The organism is Pseudomonas sp. DD1 (genome assembly GCF_044510355.1).
Lineage (GTDB): Bacteria > Pseudomonadota > Gammaproteobacteria > Pseudomonadales > Pseudomonadaceae > Aquipseudomonas > Aquipseudomonas shahriarae.
In genome coordinates, this window is sequence record NZ_MSAJ01000007.1 from 135,137 (window position 1) to 154,820 (window position 19,684).

20 protein-coding genes are annotated in these 19,684 nt (G+C 60.1%); 14 read left to right on the forward strand and 6 right to left on the reverse strand.

The features are described from left to right. Positions 1-62: 62 nt before the first annotated feature. Together gluQRS and dksA are read right to left on the reverse strand one after the other, a co-directional pair. Complete coding sequence (gene gluQRS / locus PSFL_RS06200) at positions 63-950, reverse strand: tRNA glutamyl-Q(34) synthetase GluQRS (RefSeq protein WP_198849295.1); 888 nt, start codon at positions 948-950, stop codon at positions 63-65. Between the two features lie 84 nt (positions 951-1,034). Next, positions 1,035-1,478 (reverse strand): RNA polymerase-binding protein DksA, encoded by a 444-nt coding sequence (gene dksA, locus PSFL_RS06205; protein ID WP_057440158.1) that lies wholly within the window; start codon positions 1,476-1,478, stop codon positions 1,035-1,037. Between the two features lie 320 nt (positions 1,479-1,798). Between dksA and PSFL_RS06210 the strand changes: the two genes are divergently transcribed. Together PSFL_RS06210 and sfsA are read left to right on the forward strand one after the other, a co-directional pair. After that, complete coding sequence (locus PSFL_RS06210; protein ID WP_057960645.1) at positions 1,799-2,971, forward strand: pyridoxal phosphate-dependent aminotransferase; 1,173 nt, start codon at positions 1,799-1,801, stop codon at positions 2,969-2,971. Then, positions 2,971-3,684 carry a DNA/RNA nuclease SfsA gene (sfsA, locus tag PSFL_RS06215; RefSeq protein ID WP_057440157.1) on the forward strand — a complete coding sequence of 238 codons (714 nt, stop codon included), beginning with the start codon at positions 2,971-2,973 and terminating at the stop codon, positions 3,682-3,684. Before PSFL_RS06210 ends, sfsA begins: the two co-directional genes overlap by 1 nt. Here the strand turns inward: sfsA and PSFL_RS06220 are convergent. Then, positions 3,681-3,998, reverse strand: coding sequence for a Rieske (2Fe-2S) protein (locus tag PSFL_RS06220; RefSeq protein ID WP_057440156.1), 318 nt, complete (start codon positions 3,996-3,998; stop codon positions 3,681-3,683). The genes sfsA and PSFL_RS06220 overlap by 4 nt on opposite strands. A gap of 174 nt (positions 3,999-4,172) precedes the next feature. Here PSFL_RS06220 and PSFL_RS06225 point away from each other — a divergent pair, with 174 nt between their 5' ends. The 3 genes from PSFL_RS06225 to PSFL_RS06235 are packed head-to-tail and all read left to right on the forward strand — an operon-like array spanning position 4,173 to position 6,852. Then, positions 4,173-5,051, forward strand: coding sequence for a hemin ABC transporter substrate-binding protein (locus PSFL_RS06225; RefSeq protein WP_057440155.1), 879 nt, complete (start codon positions 4,173-4,175; stop codon positions 5,049-5,051). Beyond that, complete coding sequence (locus tag PSFL_RS06230; protein WP_057440154.1) at positions 5,048-6,085, forward strand: iron ABC transporter permease; 1,038 nt, start codon at positions 5,048-5,050, stop codon at positions 6,083-6,085. Before PSFL_RS06225 ends, PSFL_RS06230 begins: the two co-directional genes overlap by 4 nt. Next, entirely contained in the window at positions 6,085-6,852 is a 768-nt protein-coding gene (locus PSFL_RS06235; RefSeq protein WP_057440153.1) for a heme ABC transporter ATP-binding protein, read from the forward strand. The genes PSFL_RS06230 and PSFL_RS06235 overlap by 1 nt, the downstream gene beginning before the upstream one ends. A 270-nt stretch (positions 6,853-7,122) precedes the next feature. On the opposite strand, the gene PSFL_RS06240 is transcribed toward PSFL_RS06235, so the two are convergent. The 3 genes from PSFL_RS06240 to PSFL_RS06250 form a co-directional block, all read right to left on the reverse strand. Then, positions 7,123-7,395, reverse strand: a complete 273-nt coding sequence (locus PSFL_RS06240) for a TfoX/Sxy family protein (protein WP_057440152.1) — start codon at positions 7,393-7,395, stop codon at positions 7,123-7,125. A 201-nt stretch (positions 7,396-7,596) separates the two neighbouring features. Then, positions 7,597-7,941 (reverse strand): pentapeptide repeat-containing protein, encoded by a 345-nt coding sequence (locus PSFL_RS06245; RefSeq protein WP_057960641.1) that lies wholly within the window; start codon positions 7,939-7,941, stop codon positions 7,597-7,599. 91 nt (positions 7,942-8,032) lie between these two features. Next, positions 8,033-9,589, reverse strand: a complete 1,557-nt coding sequence (locus tag PSFL_RS06250) for a bifunctional aminoglycoside phosphotransferase/ATP-binding protein (RefSeq protein WP_115127392.1) — start codon at positions 9,587-9,589, stop codon at positions 8,033-8,035. Between the two features lie 117 nt (positions 9,590-9,706). Between PSFL_RS06250 and mrcB the strand changes: the two genes are divergently transcribed. The 9 genes from mrcB (at position 9,707) to msrQ (ending at position 19,520) form a co-directional block, all read left to right on the forward strand. Continuing rightward, entirely contained in the window at positions 9,707-12,031 is a 2,325-nt protein-coding gene (mrcB, locus tag PSFL_RS06255) for a penicillin-binding protein 1B (RefSeq protein ID WP_057444144.1), read from the forward strand. A 16-nt stretch (positions 12,032-12,047) separates the two neighbouring features. Then, positions 12,048-12,779, forward strand: a complete 732-nt coding sequence (locus PSFL_RS06260; protein ID WP_057440150.1) for a tetratricopeptide repeat protein — start codon at positions 12,048-12,050, stop codon at positions 12,777-12,779. Next, positions 12,779-13,108: a YqcC family protein gene (locus PSFL_RS06265; RefSeq protein ID WP_057440149.1), complete on the forward strand. Its 330-nt coding sequence runs from the start codon at positions 12,779-12,781 to the stop codon at positions 13,106-13,108. The genes PSFL_RS06260 and PSFL_RS06265 overlap by 1 nt, the downstream gene beginning before the upstream one ends. A gap of 431 nt (positions 13,109-13,539) precedes the next feature. Then, positions 13,540-15,264, forward strand: coding sequence for an acetolactate synthase 3 large subunit (locus PSFL_RS06270; protein WP_057960672.1), 1,725 nt, complete (start codon positions 13,540-13,542; stop codon positions 15,262-15,264). Positions 15,265-15,266: 2 nt separating this feature from the next. Continuing rightward, entirely contained in the window at positions 15,267-15,758 is a 492-nt protein-coding gene (gene ilvN, locus PSFL_RS06275) for an acetolactate synthase small subunit (RefSeq protein WP_003176102.1), read from the forward strand. A 47-nt stretch (positions 15,759-15,805) separates the two neighbouring features. Then, positions 15,806-16,822, forward strand: coding sequence for a ketol-acid reductoisomerase (ilvC, locus tag PSFL_RS06280; protein ID WP_003194132.1), 1,017 nt, complete (start codon positions 15,806-15,808; stop codon positions 16,820-16,822). Positions 16,823-16,965: 143 nt separating this feature from the next. Continuing rightward, positions 16,966-17,823 carry a CDP-diacylglycerol--serine O-phosphatidyltransferase gene (gene pssA, locus PSFL_RS06285; RefSeq protein ID WP_029298897.1) on the forward strand — a complete coding sequence of 286 codons (858 nt, stop codon included), beginning with the start codon at positions 16,966-16,968 and terminating at the stop codon, positions 17,821-17,823. Positions 17,824-17,886: 63 nt separating this feature from the next. Beyond that, positions 17,887-18,900, forward strand: coding sequence for a protein-methionine-sulfoxide reductase catalytic subunit MsrP (gene msrP, locus PSFL_RS06290; RefSeq protein WP_057960636.1), 1,014 nt, complete (start codon positions 17,887-17,889; stop codon positions 18,898-18,900). Continuing rightward, the gene (gene msrQ, locus PSFL_RS06295; RefSeq protein ID WP_115127394.1) at positions 18,900-19,520 is read left to right on the forward strand and encodes a protein-methionine-sulfoxide reductase heme-binding subunit MsrQ; all 621 of its coding nucleotides are present in this window, start codon (positions 18,900-18,902) and stop codon (positions 19,518-19,520) included. Before msrP ends, msrQ begins: the two co-directional genes overlap by 1 nt. Positions 19,521-19,684 lie beyond the last annotated feature (164 nt).

A 19,684-nucleotide genomic window follows, 5' to 3' on the forward strand; every position in this document is an offset into this window, starting at 1 on the left:
GTTGGCCTCTGATTGAAAAACTGCGGCGATGTTAACGGATGGTTGGCAGGCTGCAAGCGTCTTCAGTGCAATTGCGCTTCGGCCAGGGTCAGTGTGCGCGGGATCCGGGTGGCATCCCAGTGCTGGATGCCCCAACCCAGCAGTTCCTGTGGGCTGGCGTGGAGCAGCTCATCCCCCGGCTGCTGGCCGAGGGCGCGCAGGGCCCTGAGTAGCAGAGGTGTGGCCTGGTCGGGCGTTAGCGGTGGCGAGCGGTAGGATTTACCCAGCTTGTTACCGTCCGGCTGGATGATCAGCGGTACATGCAGGTAGCGCGGCTGGCGCAGGCCCAGCAGTTCTTGCAGGTACAGCTGGCGCGGCGTGGAGTCCAGCAGGTCGGCGCCGCGCACGATATCGGTGACACCTTGCCAGGCATCGTCGAGCACCACCGCCAGTTGGTAGGCATACAGGCCGTCGCGGCGGCGGATGACGAAATCGCCTACATCGCGGCCCAGGTGTTGTCGGAATTGGCCTTGTACACGGTCGGTGAAATGGTATTCCAGTTCGGGTACCCGTAGGCGAATGGCGGCATCCTGCTGAGCGTGGCCGGCGTTGCGGCACAGGCCCGGGTAAATGCCGTTATACGGTTCCAGTTGCTTGCGTGAGCAGGTGCAGGCGTAGGCCAGGCCATGGTTGAACATGTCGTTCAGGACTTTGGCGTAGGCATCATGCCGCTCGCTTTGTCGGACCAGTTCCCCGTCCCATTCAAAACCATAGCTTTCCAGAGCATGCAGGATCGCCGCCTGGGCGCCGGGCTCTTCACGGGGAGGGTCGAGGTCTTCCATGCGCATCAGCCAGCGGCCTTGATTGGCGCGGGCGTCGAGATAGGAAGCGAGGGCGGCAACCAGGGAGCCGAAGTGCAAATGGCCGCTGGGGGTGGGGGCGAAACGCCCGATATAAGGAGAGGCTGTCATGGCCTGGATATTACTGGAAAACCGCCAAACCCCAGAAACAAAAATGGGGCGTTTGCACGCCCCATTTGTTCGGCCCGGCAGGGATTACTTGCCGACCTGTTTTTCCTTGATTTCTGCAAGGTTCTTGCAGTCCACACACATGTCTGCGGTAGGACGGGCTTCCAGGCGACGAATACCGATCTCGATGCCACAGGATTCGCACCAGCCGTATTCTTCGTCCTTGATCAGTTGCAGCGTCTTGTCGATCTTCTTGATCAACTTGCGCTCGCGATCGCGCGCACGCAATTCCAGGGCAAATTCTTCTTCCTGGCTGGCACGGTCTGCCGGGTCAGGAAAGTTGGCTGCTTCGTCCTTCATATGGCCAACGGTACGATCGACCTCCTGCATCAAGTCCTGTTTCCACTTGTTCAGGATCTTGGTGAAGTGCTCGCGCATGGGCTCGCCCATGTATTCTTCGCCCTTCTTTTCTACGTAAGGTTCGAAGCCGCCGAGACCTTGAGTCTGCTGTTGCTTTGCTTGGGTGGACATGAATAGACCGCCTCTCACTCTTCTAATCCATTGCGCAGGATTGCAACATCACCGACACCTGCCGGCCCTGCGGCTGCAAGCGGGCGAACTTACCAGATAGCTTCGGGGTGCGCCACTCCCGGTTGTCGAGGCCCGTCGTGCCGGGGTTGCAAACTGCTGCGACCGGCAATGGCTGGGTATACATTGTCTCGAATGTTGATTTTAGTCGTTTTGCAGGTGCTTGCCCGGCTCATTGCCCTGGGCCAGGCAGGCAATAGAGCATGTTTTACCTCGCGGGTTCGGTAGAATCCCGATTTTGTCCTCATTGTTAAGGAAGGCTAATGGCTCAGCCCTACAGTGCTCGCAGTCGAGCTATCGAACCTTTTCATGTCATGGCGTTACTGGCGCGGGCCAATGAGCTACAGGCCGCAGGCCATGATGTGATTCATTTGGAAATCGGCGAGCCGGACTTCACCACCGCCGAACCGATCATCCAGGCCGGCCAGGCCGCGCTGGCCAACGGCAAAACCCGCTACACCGCCGCCCGTGGCTTGCCGGAACTGCGCGAGGCCATCAGTGGTTTCTATCAGCAGCGTTATGGCTTGAGTATCGACCCCGAGCGCATCCTGATCACCCCGGGCGGCTCCGGGGCCTTGCTCCTGGCCAGTAGCCTGCTGGTGGACCCCGGCAAGCATTGGCTACTCGCGGACCCGGGCTACCCCTGCAACCGGCATTTCCTGCGCTTGGTGGAGGGTGCGGCGCAACTGGTGCCGGTCGGCCCCGAGGTGCGCTACCAACTGACTGCCGATCTGGTGGAGCGCTACTGGGATCAGGACAGCGTGGGGGCCTTGGTCGCCTCGCCGGCCAACCCGACCGGGACCATCCTGACCCGTGATGAACTGGCGGGCCTGTCCAGCGCGATCAAGGCCCGCAACGGCCACCTGGTAGTGGATGAGATCTATCACGGCCTGACCTACGGCACTGACGCGGCCAGCGTGCTGGAGGTGGATGACGAGGCGTTTGTCTTAAACAGTTTTTCGAAGTATTTCGGCATGACTGGCTGGCGTCTGGGCTGGCTGGTGGCACCCCCCGCAGCCGTGGGCGAACTGGAGAAGCTGGCGCAGAACCTGTACATCAGCGCGCCGAGCATGGCCCAGCATGCGGCATTGGCCTGCTTTACCCCGCAGACTCTGGCGATCCTTGAAGAGCGACGGGCTGAATTCGGTCGCCGGCGTGACTTTTTGCTACCGGCTTTGCGCGAGTTGGGTTTTGGTATTGCGGTCGAGCCTGAAGGGGCGTTTTACCTGTATGCCGATATCAGCGCCTTTGGTGGCGATGCCTTTGCATTTTGCCGGCATTTTCTTGAAACCGAGCACGTGGCATTCACGCCCGGGTTGGATTTCGGTCGCTTCCAGGCGGGGCATCATGTGCGTTTTGCCTACACGCAAAATCTCGATCGACTACAGGAAGCGGTGGAGCGGATTGCCCGTGGTTTGCGGAGCTGGCAAGGCTGATGCGCTTTCATCCTCCCCTCGAAGAAGGTCGGCTGATTCGCCGCTACAAGCGTTTTCTGGCCGATATCGAAACCGCTACCGGCGAGTTGCTCACCATTCACTGCCCGAACACGGGCTCGATGTTCAACTGCATGGTCGAGGGCGGACAAGTCTGGTTCAGCCGCTCCAACGACCCCAAGCGCAAGCTGCCGGGCACCTGGGAAATCGCTGAAACGCCCCAGGGTCGCCTGGCGTGCGTCAACACCGCGCGCGCCAACCCGTTGGTCGAAGAAGCGCTGCATGCCGGGGTGATCACCGAGCTCAATGGCTTTACCGGACTAAAGCGTGAAGTGCCGTATGGCCAGGAAAAAAGCCGCATCGACTTTCGCCTGGACTATCCCGACGGCGCGGCCTATGTCGAAGTCAAAAGTGTCACCCTGGGGTTTGACGGCACCTCTGTCGCGGCGTTTCCCGATGCGGTGACTCAGCGTGGGGCCAAGCATTTGCGCGAATTGGCGCATTTGGCCCGCAGCGGCGTGCGGGCGGTGCAGTTGTACTGTGTGAACCTGTCGGGCATCGACAGCGTAAGGCCGGCCGAGGAAATCGACGCGGGCTACGCGGCGGCACTGCGTGAAGCCAAAGCTGCCGGGGTGGAAGTCCTGGCGTACGGCGTGCAGGTGGGGGCGCAGCAAATCTATATTGATCGGCCATTGACGGTGTTGCTCAACGACTAGAGTTGCACCCACAACCCCTGTGCGTCTTCGCGGCCGGGCAGGGGGCTGAGGCTTTGGCCCGCGCACGGGCCGGCCACGCACTCACCGTTTTCGATCAGAAACAACGCGCCGTGGGTGGCGCATTGGATCATGCTCGCGCTGGGATCGAGAAACCGGTCCGGCTGCCATTCCAGCGGAACGCCGCGATGAGGGCAGCGGTTGATATAGAAATACACCCGGCCTTCGCGGCGCACGACAAACAGCTTGCGGCCGTCGATATCGAAGCCGCGGCTGCTGTCGGGTGCCAGTTCGTGGGAGGGGCATAGAAACTTCATAAGCGTTCTCAGGTGATGCGGGTCAAGGGCTGTAGAGTGATCCGGGGTTTGCGGGTGAGCCCGGTGCTTGACGTTCAAATGCAAACAATTATCAAATGCCGGCTTCGCCTGTTAGCTGACTGCGTGCTCAGACGGTCGCATGACTGGCTCCACCCCCTGGAAGGAAACCCTTTTATGCGCCTGAGTACCAGCGCTATTGCGCTTGTTGTCGGACTGCTGGTCAACCACGTGGCGCAAGCCGCTGAACCGCCACAACGCTGGGTCAGCGCCGGCGGGGCGTTGTCGGAGTGGGTGGTGGCCCTGGGGGGCGAGTCAAAGCTGGTGGGCGTCGATACCACTAGCCAGCACCCACAATCGCTCAAGGCATTACCCAGTATCGGTTACCAGCGCCAGCTGTCGGCCGAAGGGATCTTGAGCCTGCGCCCGCAAATCCTGGTGGGCACTGAGGAAATGGGACCGCCCCCGGTGCTGGCGCAGATTCGCAATGCCGGGGTGCAAGTGGAGCTGTTCTCCGCACAGCCGGACCTGCCGACCCTGCAAGGCAACCTGCAACATTTGGGCGCGTTGCTGGGGGCTGAAGACCGGGCCATGGCGCTGTTCAGTACGTATCAACAGCAACTAAACCTGCAAAAAGCCGCCGTGACCCAGGCGCAAACCCGGCAAAAGGCCCCAGGCGTGCTGTTGGTGCTCGGGCATGCTGGCGGCAAGCCATTGATCGCCGGCAAGGACACCGCCGCCGATTGGGTACTGCAACAAGCCGGTGGGCGCAATCTGGCGACGCACACCGGGTACAAGCCGTTTTCGGTGGAGTCCCTGGCGGGGCTGAGCCCTGAAGTGCTGGTGTTCTCCGACCGTGCCCTGAGTGGCGAGGCGGCCCGCGCAGCCTTGTTCAAGGAAAATCCGATTCTGGCGAACACCTCGGCGGCCAAGACCGGTCGGGTCGTTGAGTTGGACCCCACCTTGTTGGTCGGGGGCCTGGGCCCACGGTTGCCGGCCAGCCTGCAAGCCTTGTCCGCCGGGTTCTACCCCGCTAAAACCCAAGCCGCCCCATGACCACTCTGGTTAAACCACGCGCTCTGTTTATAGGCCTGAGCCTGTTGTGTGTATTGGCGATCTGGCTGTCCTTGGCTTTGGGGCCGGTCAGCCTGCCGTTGCTCGACACATTGCGCGCCGCGTTACGCTTGCTTGGCGTGCCCCTTGAGGCTCAGGGGCTGGAGCAGGCAGAGTTGATTCTGGGGCAGATCCGTTTGCCGCGCACCTTGTTGGGGTTGGCGGTCGGCGGGGTGCTGGCGCTGTCGGGGGTGGCCATGCAGGGGTTGTTTCGCAACCCCTTGGCCGACCCGGGGCTGGTCGGTGTGTCCAGTGGCGCCGCGCTCGGGGCGGCGGTGGCTATCGTCGGTGGCGCGGCCTTTGGTGGCCTGCCGGATGCGGTGGGGCCGTATCTGCTGTCGCTGTGTGCATTCCTCGGTGGCTTGGGCGTGACGGCGCTGGTCTATCGCCTGGGCCGGCGTGATGGCCAGACCAATGTCGCAACCATGCTGTTGGCCGGTATCGCCCTGACCGCCCTGGCGGCCTCGGCGGTGGGCCTGTTCACTTACCTGGCGGATGACGCCACCTTGCGCACCCTGACGTTCTGGAACCTCGGCAGCCTCAATGGCGCCAGTTACTCGCGGCTGTGGCCGTTGCTGCTGGTCAGTGCCGGGGTGGCGCTGTGGCTGCCGCGCCGGGCCAAGGCGCTCAATGCCTTGCTCCTCGGGGAGTCGGAAGCCAGTCATCTGGGGATCAATGTCGAGGGGCTCAAACGTGAGCTGGTGTTTTGCACGGCCCTGGGGGTTGGCGCAGCAGTCGCCGCTGCCGGACTGATCGGTTTTGTCGGGCTGGTGGTGCCGCATCTGGTGCGCCTGCTGGCGGGGCCGGATCATCGCGTGCTGCTGCCGGCCTCGGTGTTGGCGGGGGCGAGCCTGTTGTTATTCGCCGACCTGGTGGCCCGCCTGGCCCTGGCGCCCGCTGAGTTGCCCATTGGCATTGTTACCGCCTTTATTGGCGCGCCGTTTTTTCTTTACCTGCTGTTGCGAGGGCGCGCCTGATGCTGCGAGTGGAAAACCTGCAGATCCGCCGCGGTCGAAAAACCGTATTGACCGACGTGACCCTGGACCTGAAGCCCAGTGAAGTCCTGGGTGTGCTCGGCCCCAATGGCGCCGGTAAAAGTACGTTGCTGGGCGCGTTGTGTGCGCAGTTGCAGGCGGATGAAGGCCAGGTCTGGCTGGATGACCGCGAACTCAAGGATTGGCAGGGGGCGCAACGGGCCCAGCGGCTGGCAGTGCTGCCCCAGGTGTCGACCCTGGATTTCGCGTTTCGCGTCGAGGAAGTGGTGGGCATGGGGCGACTGCCCCATCAGACCGGTCGGGCGCGCGACGCTGAAATCATCGACGCCGCCTTGCAGGCCGCTGACGTGAGCCACTTGAGCGGGCGTAGTTACCTGGCCTTGTCTGGCGGCGAGCGCCAGCGCGTGCACCTGGCGCGAGTGCTGGCGCAGCTCTGGCCGGGCGAGGCGGGGCAGACATTGTTGCTGGACGAACCGACGTCGATGCTCGACCCGCTGCACCAGCACACCACCTTACAGGCGATCCGCAGCTTTGCTGATCGTGGCGCGGCTGTGCTGGTGATCCTCCACGACCTGAACCTGGCGGCGCGCTACTGTGACCGCATTCTGCTGCTGGAAAACGGCCGCCCCCATGCCCTGGGTACGCCGGCGCAGGTATTGCGCCCGGAATTGCTCAAGGCCGTGTTTGGCCTGGATGTGCTGGTGCAGCCCCATCCTGAACTAGGTCATCCATTGGTCATTGCCCGCTGAGGTTCGTCGTGGCTGCAGCGATGTACCGGGTTCATAAAACCCAGGCAAAAAAAGACCCGGCAAGAGCCGGGTCAAATAACCGTGATTAGCCTGATGAGGAGATAAACTGAGAGTCCGAACCAAGGGTCTTTCAGCTATCGGCTGATCTCGCGACCAGTTGTGATAATCATAACGATTCTCATTTGAGAGTCAACATTTGTTTTTACGCCCAGGGGGCCTTTCCTCAAACGCATGTTTGAAATTCCCGTAAACCCTGGGTTCCTGACTGTTTCAGTTCTTGTTGCGTACCGACAAAACTTCCAATTGGCGATTCAAGGCTTCCTTGCGCTCAGTTGGAATATCGTTCCAATGCACATCCATCAATGCGCCTTCGATGGCATACAGCAGGACTTTGGACGCCCGAAAGCCACGACTGCGTACCGCCCGATAGGCGTCCACGGCGCCCAGGCGACGCAGGTCTGAAGCGCTATGGATGCCCACCGCATGCAGCCATTGCGCAGAGGTCTTGCCAAGGTTTTTCAGGTGTTGCAGCTCATCGTTCATTAAGCCTCCTTGCGACGGCCGAATGGTTCGGTGGGTATCGTGACCAGGCAAGCCTGAAAGGAGTGTAGCGCTCAGTAGGAAAAGCGTAGTTCTTTGCTCAGAAACGATGTAAACGCTTCTAAGGCTGGCGCTGGATTATTGACGGCGAGTGGCGCAAGCCCCCAGCCCGCGTTGCGCGTAGCTGGGGATAAGGGCGTGTTGTCAGCGGGTGCGGTAACGCAGGCGAGTGCCGAAATTGACCGACATCAGGATCTCGTCAGCGCTCAGCTCAGGCGGGAAGTAAGTGCCCGAAATCTGCGCATGGGCCAGGCTGGCGCCTTCCAGCGCGCAAGCGCGCAGGTCCAGGCCACGCAAATCGGCCGAACGGAAATAGGCGTCGGTAAAATCCACGCCCTCGGCATCCAGGTGGCGCAGGTCGAGCCCGCGGAAGTCCCCGCCACGCATATCAATGGGGCCATCCTTGGGGCGTTCCTGATTGAAGCCATGGATGTCATCTTTATGCAGCAGCGCGTAGAGCGGGGTATCAAGCAACTTCGGCTGGCCCATGGCGGCATCTCCTGTTGGATTTATGATGCCATTATAGTGCCACTATTGCTGGCTGTGAGCTGTTAACTGCTTCACAGCCAGGAAATATTTCTTACAGCCCTGGCAGGTGTTGACGAACATGGGCAACCAACGCGTCCAGCGTCCCGCTTTCATTGGTCTCGACCCGCTTGCTCAGCAGCAGTTCCTCGGCGCTCAGAGGATCGCGGCTGGCTTGCTGCTGCTCAATGACCTCCAGGGTGGCGTCAGAAGGATCGTTTTTATCTGCCTGACGTTTCGCCAGCCAGTTGGCGATCACTGCCTGTGGTGCATTGCAATCGAGGATCAGGAAGGGCGCGCCAGTGGCCTCTGCGACTTTGGCGGCGGCGTCGCGTTGTTCACGCTTGAGGTAGGTGGCGTCCAGGACCACCGGGAAGCCCGCGCGCAGCACGGTTTCGGCGAGGGTATGCAGGCGGGCGTAGGTCGCTGCGCTGGCATCCGAGGCGTAGATCCCGGCTTGTGGGGTGTTCTCCACTTGCTGCTCGCCAAACAGGCGCTTGCGTTCTACATCGGAGCGCAGGCGTATGGCTCCGAGCGCGTCGACCAGGCGCATTGCCACATGGCTTTTGCCGGTGGCCGACACACCGTGGGTAATTGCCAGGAAGCGTGAAGGGATGGTGCTGTAGCTTTCGGCCAGGTTGGCGTAGTTACGGTATTGGCGCAGGGTGGTCGCACGCTCTACAGGCGTTGCTTCGGACGGCATGCTGAACAGGGCAACCTTGGCCCGCACCAGGGCGCGGTAGGCCTTATAGAAATTCAGCAGTTCGAGGCTCTGGTAATCGCCAGTCAGTTCCAGGTACTGGCTGATAAAACGTCGGGCCAGGGACTTGAGGCCACGGTCTTCCAGGTCCATGGCCAGGAAGCCAGTGTCGGCACACACGTCGGTGAAGCGGAACGGCTCGTTGAACTCGATGCAGTCGAAGATCACCACGTGATCGTCGATCATCGTTGCGTTGCCCAGGTGAATGTCGCCGTGGCACTCGCGGATAAAGCCATTGAGCTTGCGTTGCTCCAGCAGCGGCTTGAGGCGTTCGAAGCTGCTCTGGGCCCAGGCTTGCAGTGCTTGCAGTTGGGCCAGGTCGGCCTTGTCGCTGAGGAACGGGCGGATCTGCTCGAAGTTCTGCTGTACAGGTGCCATCACCTCGTCCGGCGTGCCGGCCGGGTGCGCCGCGGGAACCTTGGGCGCGTTCAAGTGGAACTGCGCAATCTGGCTGGCCATTTCGTCGATGTGGCTGCTGGTCAGCTCGCCATTGGCCTGCAAGGTGCTGAGCAGTTGGCTTTGCGGGAACTGGCGCATTTTCAGCACATATTCGATGGCCGGACCTTCGCCGCCCAGTTGCGGGGCTTCAACGCTGCCGGTGATCGGTAACACTTCAAGATACAAATCTTGTGTCAGGCGCTGGTTGAGGCGCAGTTCCTCGTTGCAGAAGTGGGAGCGGGCGTCCAACTGGGTAAAGTCGAGGAAGCCGAAGTTCACCGGTTTCTTGATCTTGTAGGCGTAGGGGCCAGTGAGCAGAACCCAGGAAATATGGGTTTCGATGACTTGAAACGCTTCGACCGGATGAGGAAACAGGGCCGGGTTTTGCAGGGCGGCAATCAGGGGCTGGCTCACGGGCGATCCTTCGGAGTCTGGGAAAATAATGGAGCGCATTATGGCCGCTCAAGTCGGTCATGCAAACCGCCGTCCGGTTCATGTTGATCATCAATAAAATGCGTATAATCCGCCGCCATGACTCGTACCCGATCTCCCCGTTCCCGTAAAAAACCTCCTCCCCGCAGCCTGCGCCCCTGGCTGGGCTGGGCGATCAAGCTCGGCCTGGTTGGCCTGGTGGCACTCGCAGGCGTCGCGGTGTACCTCGATGCCGTGGTCCAGGAGAAGTTCTCTGGCAAGCGCTGGACCATCCCGGCGAAGGTGTACGCTCGCCCGCTGGAGCTGTTTACCGGCCAGAAGCTGAGCAAGGAAGACTTTCTCACCGAACTCGATGCGCTGGGCTACCGGCGCGAAGCCGTGGCCAACGGTCCGGGGGCGGCGGCGGTCAGCGGCAATACCGTGGACTTGAACACCCGGGGCTTCCAGTTCTATGAAGGCCTGGAAAAGGCCCAGCCGGTGCGTGTGCGTTTCTCCGGGGATTACGTGGCCGAGCTTTCCGCACTCAACGGCGGCAAGCTGCCGGTGGTGCGCCTTGAGCCATTGCTGATCGGCGGGATTTACCCGAAGAACCTTGAAGATCGCATCCTGATCAAGATTGATCAGGTCCCGCCGTATCTGTTGGAAACCCTGGTCGCGGTTGAAGACCGGGATTTCTACAGCCACTGGGGCGTATCGCCCAAGTCCATCGCCCGCGCCATCTGGGTCAACACCTCGGGTGGCCGCATGACCCAGGGTGGCAGTACGCTGACGCAACAATTGGTCAAGAATTTCTACCTGACCAGTGAGCGCAGCCTGACCCGTAAACTCACTGAAGCCATGATGGCGATGTTGCTGGAGCTGCATTACAGCAAGCAGGAGATCCTGGAGGCCTACCTCAACGAAGTGTTCGTCGGCCAGGATGGCCAGCGCGCCGTGCATGGTTTCGGCCTGGCCAGTCAGTTCTTCTTCGGCCAGCCATTGTCCGAGCTCAAGCTGCATCAGGTGGCGTTGCTGGTGGGCATGGTCAAGGGGCCGTCCTATTACAACCCGCGCCGCAACCCGGAGCGGGCGCTGGAACGTCGTAACCTGGTCCTCGACGTGCTGGAACAGCAGGGCGTGGCCACCGCAGAACAGGTCGCCGCCGCGAAGAAGATGCCCCTGGGTGTCACTACCCGTGGCAAGTTGGCCGACAGTTCATTCCCCGGCTTTATCGACCTGGTCAAGCGCCAGTTGCGCGAAGACTATCGCGACGAGGACTTGACCGAAGAAGGCCTGCGGATCTTCACCAGTTTCGACCCGATCCTGCAGATGAAGGCCGAAGCGTCGGTCAGCGATACCTTCAAGCGCCTGGCCGGGCGCAAGGGTTCGGATGAGGTTGAGGCGGCCATGGTGGTGACCAATCCGGAAACCGGTGAAGTCCAGGCCATGATCGGCAGCCGCCAGGCCAGTTTTGCCGGCTTCAACCGTGCCCTGGATGCCGTACGGCCGATTGGCTCGCTGATCAAGCCGGCGGTGTACCTCACGGCGCTGGAAAAACCGAGCAAGTACACCCTGACCAGTTGGTTGTCCGACGAAGCGTTTTCGGTCAAGGGCGCCGATGGTCAGGTGTGGAAGCCGCAGAACTATGACCGTCGCTCCCACGGTACGGTGTTCCTGTACCAGGGCCTGGCACACTCCTACAACCTGTCCACGGCGCGGCTGGGCCTGGAGCTGGGGGTGCCGAACGTCCTCAAGACCCTGGCGCGCCTGGGCGTGAGCCGCGAGTTCCCGGCGTTCCCTTCGATGTTGCTGGGGGCGGGGGGCTTGAGCCCGATGGAAGTGGCGACCATGTACCAGACCCTGGCCAACGGTGGTTTCAATACACCGATGCGCGGGATTCGCAGTGTGCTCACGGCGGAAGGCGAGCCGCTCAAGCGCTACCCGTTCCAGATCGAGCAGCGCTTTGATCCGGCCTCCATCTACCTGATCCAGAACGCCATGCAGCGGGTCATGCGCGAAGGGACCGGGCGCTCGGTGTACAGCTCACTGCCGGGCAACCTGACGCTGGCCGGCAAGACCGGCACCAGTAACGATTCCCGGGACAGTTGGTTCGCCGGTTTCAGCCAGGACCTGCTCGCGGTGGTGTGGCTGGGGCGCGATGACAATGGCAAGACACCCTTCACGGGGGCGACCGGCGCCTTGCAGGTCTGGACCAGTTTTATGCGCAAGGCCGACCCGCTGCCACTGAACATGCCGCAACCCGACAACATCGTGCAGGCCTGGATCGACCCCCATACCGGGCAGGGCTCCGATGCCAACTGTCCGGGCGCGGTGCAGATGCCGTATATTCGCGGCAGTGAACCGCCAGCCGGCGCTCCATGTGGCACAGGTGTGCCCACGGATGCCGATTCGGTGATGGATTGGGTCAAGGGCTGGATGAATTAAGCAAAGAGGATTTCAAGTGAACAAGTGGTTGATTCCGGCTATTACAACGTTAGCTTTGCTCAGTGGTTGCTCCAGCGTGCAGCGCGGGTCCATCCCGGTGGTGGATTCCGGCACGGCCGTGTCCAACAATGACCGGATCTCGGCCAACGGCGGCTTCCGCCAGACCGTGACCACGCGTCCAAACCCTGCCACAACCCAGGCTGTACCCCAGGATTCCGGAGTGGTGGTAATGGTTCCGGGGGGCGGCGCTACTACGTCTGCGCCGATCAGCTCGGCGCCATGGACACCGGGCCCGATCACACCTGGGCCGTCGAACTCCGCGCCGATTGATACCGCGCCGATCAACCAGGGCACCTACAACATGCCCTCGACACCGAGCGGGATTCCTTCGGCCAACGCCGGCGGCCTGTCCGCCGACGAGCAGTTGGACGGTCCGGTCCTGGCCTTGCTCACCACTGCGCAGCAACAGCAGGCCGGTGGCGACTTGAACGGTGCATCCTCCAGCCTCGAGCGCGCCCAGCGTGTCGCGCCACGTGAACCGCAGGTGCTCTACCGGCTGGCGCAAGTGCGCATGGCCCAGGGGGATGCGCCACAAGCCGAACAGTTCGCCCGTCGTGGCCTGACCATGGCTAACGGTCGTCCTGACCTGCAGGCCAGTCTGTGGGCTCTGATTGGCGACGCGCGCGCTGCGCAAGGTGATGCTGCCGGTGCTGCTCAGGCTCGGCAAAAGGCCAAGGTTAGTCTCTGATGGATCCTCGTTTTCCGGCAATTGCCGAGCAGTTATTGCTGATTGAGCGCGAATTGCGCCTGGCGGGCTGGTGGGATGAAGTGTCCCCCAGTGCCGAGGCGCTGAGCAGCGTCGAGCCGTTTTCGGTTGATACCCTGGATTTTCATCAGTGGTTGCAGTGGATCTTCCTGGGTCGCATGAAACAGATCCTCGAGCAGGACCTGCCGTTGCCCAATGCCTCGGGCATTCTGGAGATGGCCGAGATGGTCTACGCCGATCGTCCTCAAGAGAGCCTCGGCCTACGGTCGGCGCTGAAAAAGTTCGACCAACTGATCGTCGGCGCTCGTTAATTGCCTGACTGCCGGGTTTTCCGGCAGTCTTGCGCACATTTCTACCGCTTGACGACATTCAGGCGAGTTTTATCCCTCCTCAAAGCCCTTTCTTCTACGTTCACATGCGCTTAGTTGGAAAAAAGCGCAATTATTGCTTGACTTGAAGGGGCTGAAACAGAAGAATCCAAAGTCCGCTGTATCGGGACTGCCAGAAGCAGGCCCGCTCAGCAGATCATGAGGCGCACATCCGCGCCGACCTGTTACACCCGCAACGCGTTACCTCGCGCTGGGTGGGAAAAGCCCGCAACACTTGGGACGATCCCAATACTTGCTCAGTCAGTGCTGACGTAGTCGGCGACCACCGTCGCTCATGCTCTGTTGAGAAGTAAACCTATTAAGACCCGTCGGTTTTTAACGGACGGTATTCTGGCGTTTTAGAGGTGAACAACGTGGAGCTTTTATCTGGCGGTGAGATGCTCGTCCGCTTTTTGCGTGACGAAGGCGTCGACTATATCTACGGGTACCCAGGTGGTGCTCTGCTGCATGTCTACGACGCACTGTTCAAGGAACCGGCTGTCAACCACATCCTGGTTCGCCATGAGCAGGCCGCGACCCATATGGCTGACGGTTATGCCCGTGCCACCGGCAAAGCCGGCGTGGTACTGGTAACGTCCGGCCCAGGCGCAACCAATGCCATTACTGGCATCGCGACTGCGTATATGGACTCTATTCCGATGGTGATCATTTCCGGCCAGGTGGCGAGCACCATGGTGGGCACTGATGCATTCCAGGAAACCGACATGATCGGTATTTCCCGGCCGATCGTGAAACACAGCTTCATGATCAAGCACGCCTCGGAAATCCCGGAAATCATGAAAAAGGCCTTCTACCTCGCGCAATCCGGTCGCCCGGGTCCTGTGGTGGTCGATATCCCGAAAGACATGACCAACCCGGCGGAAAAATTCGAATACGTTTTCCCGAAGAAAGCCAAGCTGCGTTCCTACAGCCCGGCCGTTCGTGGGCACTCGGGGCAAATCCGCAAGGCGGCAGAAATGCTCCTGGCGGCCAAGCGTCCAGTGCTGTACTCGGGTGGCGGCGTGATCCTGGGCGGTGGTTCCGCACCTTTGACCGAACTGGCCAAGATGCTCAACCTGCCGGTGACCAACACCTTGATGGGCCTCGGTGCCTTCCCGGGTTCGGATCGTCAGTTCGTCGGCATGCTCGGCATGCACGGCAGCTACACGGCCAACCTGACCATGCACCATGCCGATGTGATCCTGGCCGTGGGTGCACGGTTCGATGACCGGGTGATCAACGGCGCGAGCAAGTTCTGCCCGAATGCCAAGATCATCCACATCGACATCGACCCGGCGTCCATCTCCAAGACCATCAAGGCCGACGTGCCGATTGTCGGTCCTGTGGAGAGCGTATTGACCGAAATGGTCGCCGCGCTCAAGGACATTGGCGAAACTCCGAACAAGGAGTCGGTCGCCAGCTGGTGGAAGCAGATCGACGAATGGCGCGGTGATCGCGGCCTGTTCCCTTACGACAAGGGCGACGGCAGCATCATCAAGCCACAGACCGTGATCGAAACCCTGTGTGAAGTGACCAAGGGCGACGCCTTTGTGACCTCGGACGTGGGCCAGCACCAGATGTTTGCCGCGCAGTACTACAAGTTCGACAAGCCTAACCGCTGGATCAACTCCGGTGGCCTGGGCACGATGGGCTTCGGTTTCCCGGCGGCCATGGGTGTGAAGCTGAGCTTCCCGGACACTGACGTGGCCTGCGTCACCGGTGAAGGCAGCATCCAGATGAACATCCAGGAGCTGTCGACCTGCCTGCAATATGGCTTGCCGGTGAAGATCGTCTGCCTGAACAACGGTGTGTTGGGCATGGTTCGCCAATGGCAGGACATGAGCTACAACAGTCGCCACTCCCATTCCTACATGGAATCGCTGCCAGATTTCGTCAAGTTGGTTGAAGCCTATGGCCATGTCGGCATGCGCATCACCGATTTGAAGGATCTCAAGCCGAAGATGGAAGAGGCGTTCGCCATGAAGGATCGTCTGGTGTTTATCGACATCCAGGTCGACACCAGCGAGCACGTCTACCCGATGCAGATCAAAGACGGCTCTATGCGCGACATGTGGCTGAACAAGACGGAGCGGACCTAATCATGCGGCACATTATCTCCCTGCTTCTGGAGAACGAACCGGGCGCTCTGTCTCGTGTGGTCGGCCTGTTTTCGCAGCGCAACTACAACATCGAAAGCCTGACGGTGGCCCCGACCGAAGACCCGACCCTGTCGCGCCTGACGTTGACCACTGTAGGCCATGATGAAGTGATCGAGCAGATCACCAAGAACCTCAACAAGCTGATCGAAGTGGTCAAGCTGGTCGATTTGTCGGAAAGTGCCCACATCGAGCGCGAGCTGATGCTGGTTAAGGTCAAGGCCACGGGCGCCCAACGTGCCGAGATCAAGCGGACTACCGATATTTATCGTGGGCAGATCGTCGATGTGAGCGCCAGCGTTTATACCGTTCAACTGACCGGTACCAGCGACAAGCTGGACAGCTTCATCCAGTCGATCGGGACGGCCTCGATTCTGGAAACCGTACGCAGTGGCGTCACCGGGATTGCCCGTGGCGACAAAGTACTCAGCATCTAACCCAAATTAGCGAATGGCCTTACGGCCTGGATATATAGAGGAACCTCATGAAAGTTTATTACGATAAAGATTGTGACCTGTCGATCATCCAGGGCAAGAAAGTCGCCATCATCGGTTACGGCTCCCAGGGCCACGCCCAGGCGTGCAACCTGAAAGACTCCGGCGTCGACGTCACTGTCGGCCTGCGTAAAGGCTCGGCTACCGTTGCCAAGGCTGAAGCCCACGGCCTGAAAGTCACTGACGTGGCTTCTGCTGTTGCGGCTGCCGACCTGGTCATGATCCTGACCCCGGACGAGTTCCAGTCCTCGCTGTACAAGAACGAAATCGAGCCGAACATCAAGAAAGGCGCCACCCTGGCCTTCTCCCACGGCTTCGCGATCCACTACAACCAGGTCGTGCCGCGTGCTGACCTCGACGTGATCATGATCGCGCCGAAAGCACCGGGCCACACCGTGCGTTCCGAGTTCGTCAAAGGCGGTGGTATCCCTGACCTGATCGCGATCTACCAGGACGCTTCGGGCAACGCCAAGAACGTTGCACTGTCCTACGCTGCTGGCGTCGGTGGCGGTCGTACCGGCATCATCGAAACCACCTTCAAGGACGAGACCGAAACCGACCTGTTCGGCGAGCAAGCCGTTCTGTGTGGCGGTACCGTTGAGCTGGTAAAAGCCGGTTTCGAAACCTTGGTTGAAGCTGGCTACGCGCCAGAAATGGCCTACTTCGAGTGCCTGCACGAACTGAAGCTGATCGTTGACCTCATGTACGAAGGCGGTATCGCCAACATGAACTACTCGATCTCCAACAACGCTGAGTACGGCGAGTACGTGACAGGTCCGGAAGTGATCAACGCCGAATCCCGTCAGGCCATGCGCAACGCCCTGAAACGTATTCAGGACGGCGAGTACGCCAAAATGTTCATCAGCGAAGGTGCAACCGGCTACCCTTCGATGACCGCCAAGCGTCGTAACAACGCTGCTCACGGTATCGAAGTCATCGGCGAGCAACTGCGCTCCATGATGCCGTGGATCGGTGCCAACAAGATCGTCGACAAAGCCAAAAACTAAGTCGGATGCATCAAGGGAAAACGCGGCCTAGGCCGCGTTTTTTCGTTTGCGGGCCGGTTCTGGTATAAAGCTGCATCGTTTGCGGGCGAACACTCGCCGCAAGTGTCTGTCGAATTTTTTCACACCGTTGCAAGGTAAAGTCCATGAGCGAACGTCCCGAAGAGCCAAACCAGGCCTCTGACGCCGAAAGCCTGCTACCGATCGATGAGCATGTCGAAGAAGGGCATGACGCGGAAGGCCGCAAGGTCCGGCATCGTGGCATCTATCTTCTGCCCAACCTGTTCACCACGGCGAACCTGTTTGCCGGTTTCTACTCCATCATCAATTCCATGAGTGCCCAGAGTGCGCTGGCGGCAGGTGATGCGGCGAGTGCCAGCAAATACTTCGGTTTTGCTGCCATCGCGATCTTTGTGGCCATGGTCCTTGACGGCCTGGATGGCCGCGTAGCGCGCATGACCAATACGCAAAGTGCCTTCGGTGCCGAATACGACTCGCTGTCGGACATGGTTGCCTTTGGTGTCGCACCTGCGCTGTTGGCGTTTGCCTGGGCCCTGGGTGATATGGGCAAGGTTGGCTGGATGGTTGCCTTCATCTACGTGGCTGGTGCTGCACTGCGCCTGGCGCGTTTCAATACCCAGGTGGGGACTGCAGACAAGCGTTACTTCATTGGCCTTGCCAGTCCTGCTGCGGCAGGTGTGGTGGCGGGTATTGTCTGGGCGTTCAGTGACTACGGTATCCAGGGGTCGAAGATGTCGTTCCTGGTGGCCTTGATGGTTGCGGCGGCCGGCATGCTGATGGTCAGCAATATCAAGTACAACAGCTTCAAGGAGTTCGACCTGAAGGGGCGGGTGCCTTTCGTGGCGATTCTGGTGGTGGTGCTGGTTTTTGCAGTGGTCTTCAGCGATCCGCCGCGGATTCTGTTGCTGGCGTTCCTGGTGTATGCGGCTTCGGGTCCGGTTCAGTACCTGTTGCATCTGCGCCGGGACAAAACATTGCCTTAATGTAATTTCCCCCATACTCCGCAGTCTATTGGTGCATCAGTTCTCCAATGCTGCGGAGTTGCCATGTTAATCAAGTTGCCTAAAGCGTCCGATTGTCACGAATCGGATGTCACCCCGGAATCCCTCTATTTCTCCCGCCGCAGTTTGCTCGGTGGTGCGCTTGCCGGTATTGCTGCCAGCAGCCTGCCGCGTTGGGCGAGTGCAGCTGATACCGCGCGTTATGCCGATGTCGAGCCGGGCAAGGCTCCCGGCTGGTTTGCCGAGAAACTGCCAGGCACCCAATGGCAGGCGGTGACGGTCAAAGACGAAGCCATCACCCCGTTCAAAGATGCGACCCACTACAACAACTTCTATGAGTTCGGTACCGACAAGGGCGACCCTGCGGCGAATGCTGGTTCCCTCAAGACGGAGCCGTGGAGCGTCGTGATTGATGGTGAGGTCGCCAAGCCTGGGCGTTATGCCTTGGAGGACTTCATGAAACCGTATCAGCTGGAGGAGCGAATCTATCGTCTACGCTGTGTCGAGGCGTGGTCGATGGTCATTCCCTGGATCGGCTTCCCCATATCGGCCTTGCTTAAACAGGTCGAACCCACTTCCAAGGCCAAGTACATCCGCTTTGAAACTCTGCAGGATCCCAAGAGCATGCCGGGCCAGCGTTCGAGTTTCGGCCTGATCGACTGGCCTTATATAGAAGGGTTGCGTCTGGATGAAGCGATGAACCCTTTGGCAATCCTTGCAGTGGGCATGTATGGCCGTGAACTGCCCAACCAGAATGGCGCGCCGCTGCGGCTGGTGGTGCCGTGGAAGTACGGTTTCAAGAGTGTGAAGTCCATCGTGCGGATCAGTCTGGTGAGTGAGCAGCCGAAAACCACCTGGCAGAGCATTGCGGCGGATGAGTATGGGTTTTATGCAAATGTGAACCCCACGGTCGATCATCCTCGCTGGACTCAGGCGCGGGAGCGCCGTCTGCCTAGCGGCTTGTTCAGCCCGAATGTGCGCGAGACGCAGATGTTCAATGGCTACTCGGATGAGGTCGCTTCTCTTTATACGGGTCTTGATCTGCGGAAGAACTACTGATGCGCTACCCCCTCTGGCGCCTTGGCGTCTTTATAGCTGCGGCAGTGTGGCCGTTGTACTGGTTGTATGAGGCCTGGAGTCTTACCTTGGGGCCTGATCCCGGCAAAGTGCTGGTTGATCGGCTGGGGCTGGGAACGCTGATCTTGCTGCTGGTCACGCTTGCGATGACGCCTCTGCAAAAGTTGAGCGGTTGGGCGGGGTGGATCGCTGTGCGCCGGCAGTTGGGGTTGTGGTGCTTTGCTTATGTGGTGCTGCACCTTGCGGCTTATTGTGTATTTATCCTTGGGTTGGATTGGTCGCAGTTGGGCGTCGAGCTGCGCAAACGCCCCTACATTATTGTGGGAGCGTTGGCGTTCCTGTGCTTGCTGGCGTTGGCGGTGACATCTAATCGCTATAGCCAGCGTCGATTAGGTGCCCGTTGGAAGAAGTTGCATCGCCTGGTGTATGTGATTCTGGGGCTTGGTTTGTTGCATATGCTGTGGATCGTGCGTGCCGACCTGAAGGAGTGGGCTATCTATGCTTCTATAGGGGCGCTGCTTTTGGTCCTGCGGATTCCACCGGTTATGCGCCGAATTCCCCGCCTTATTGCTAAAAAAGCACCTTCTGCAACAAAAGCGTAATTAACGCTTGACGGCAGATTCTGGAAGTCTATAATTCGCCCCACTTCCGGCGCAGTCGAAACGGAAAACTCCTTGGTAAACAAAGAGTTACGCAGAATTCGACAGCGAGTTGCTTCAGTTCATCGAAGCCCAGAGGGAGTTGGTAGAGCAGTGTTGTTTGGCTC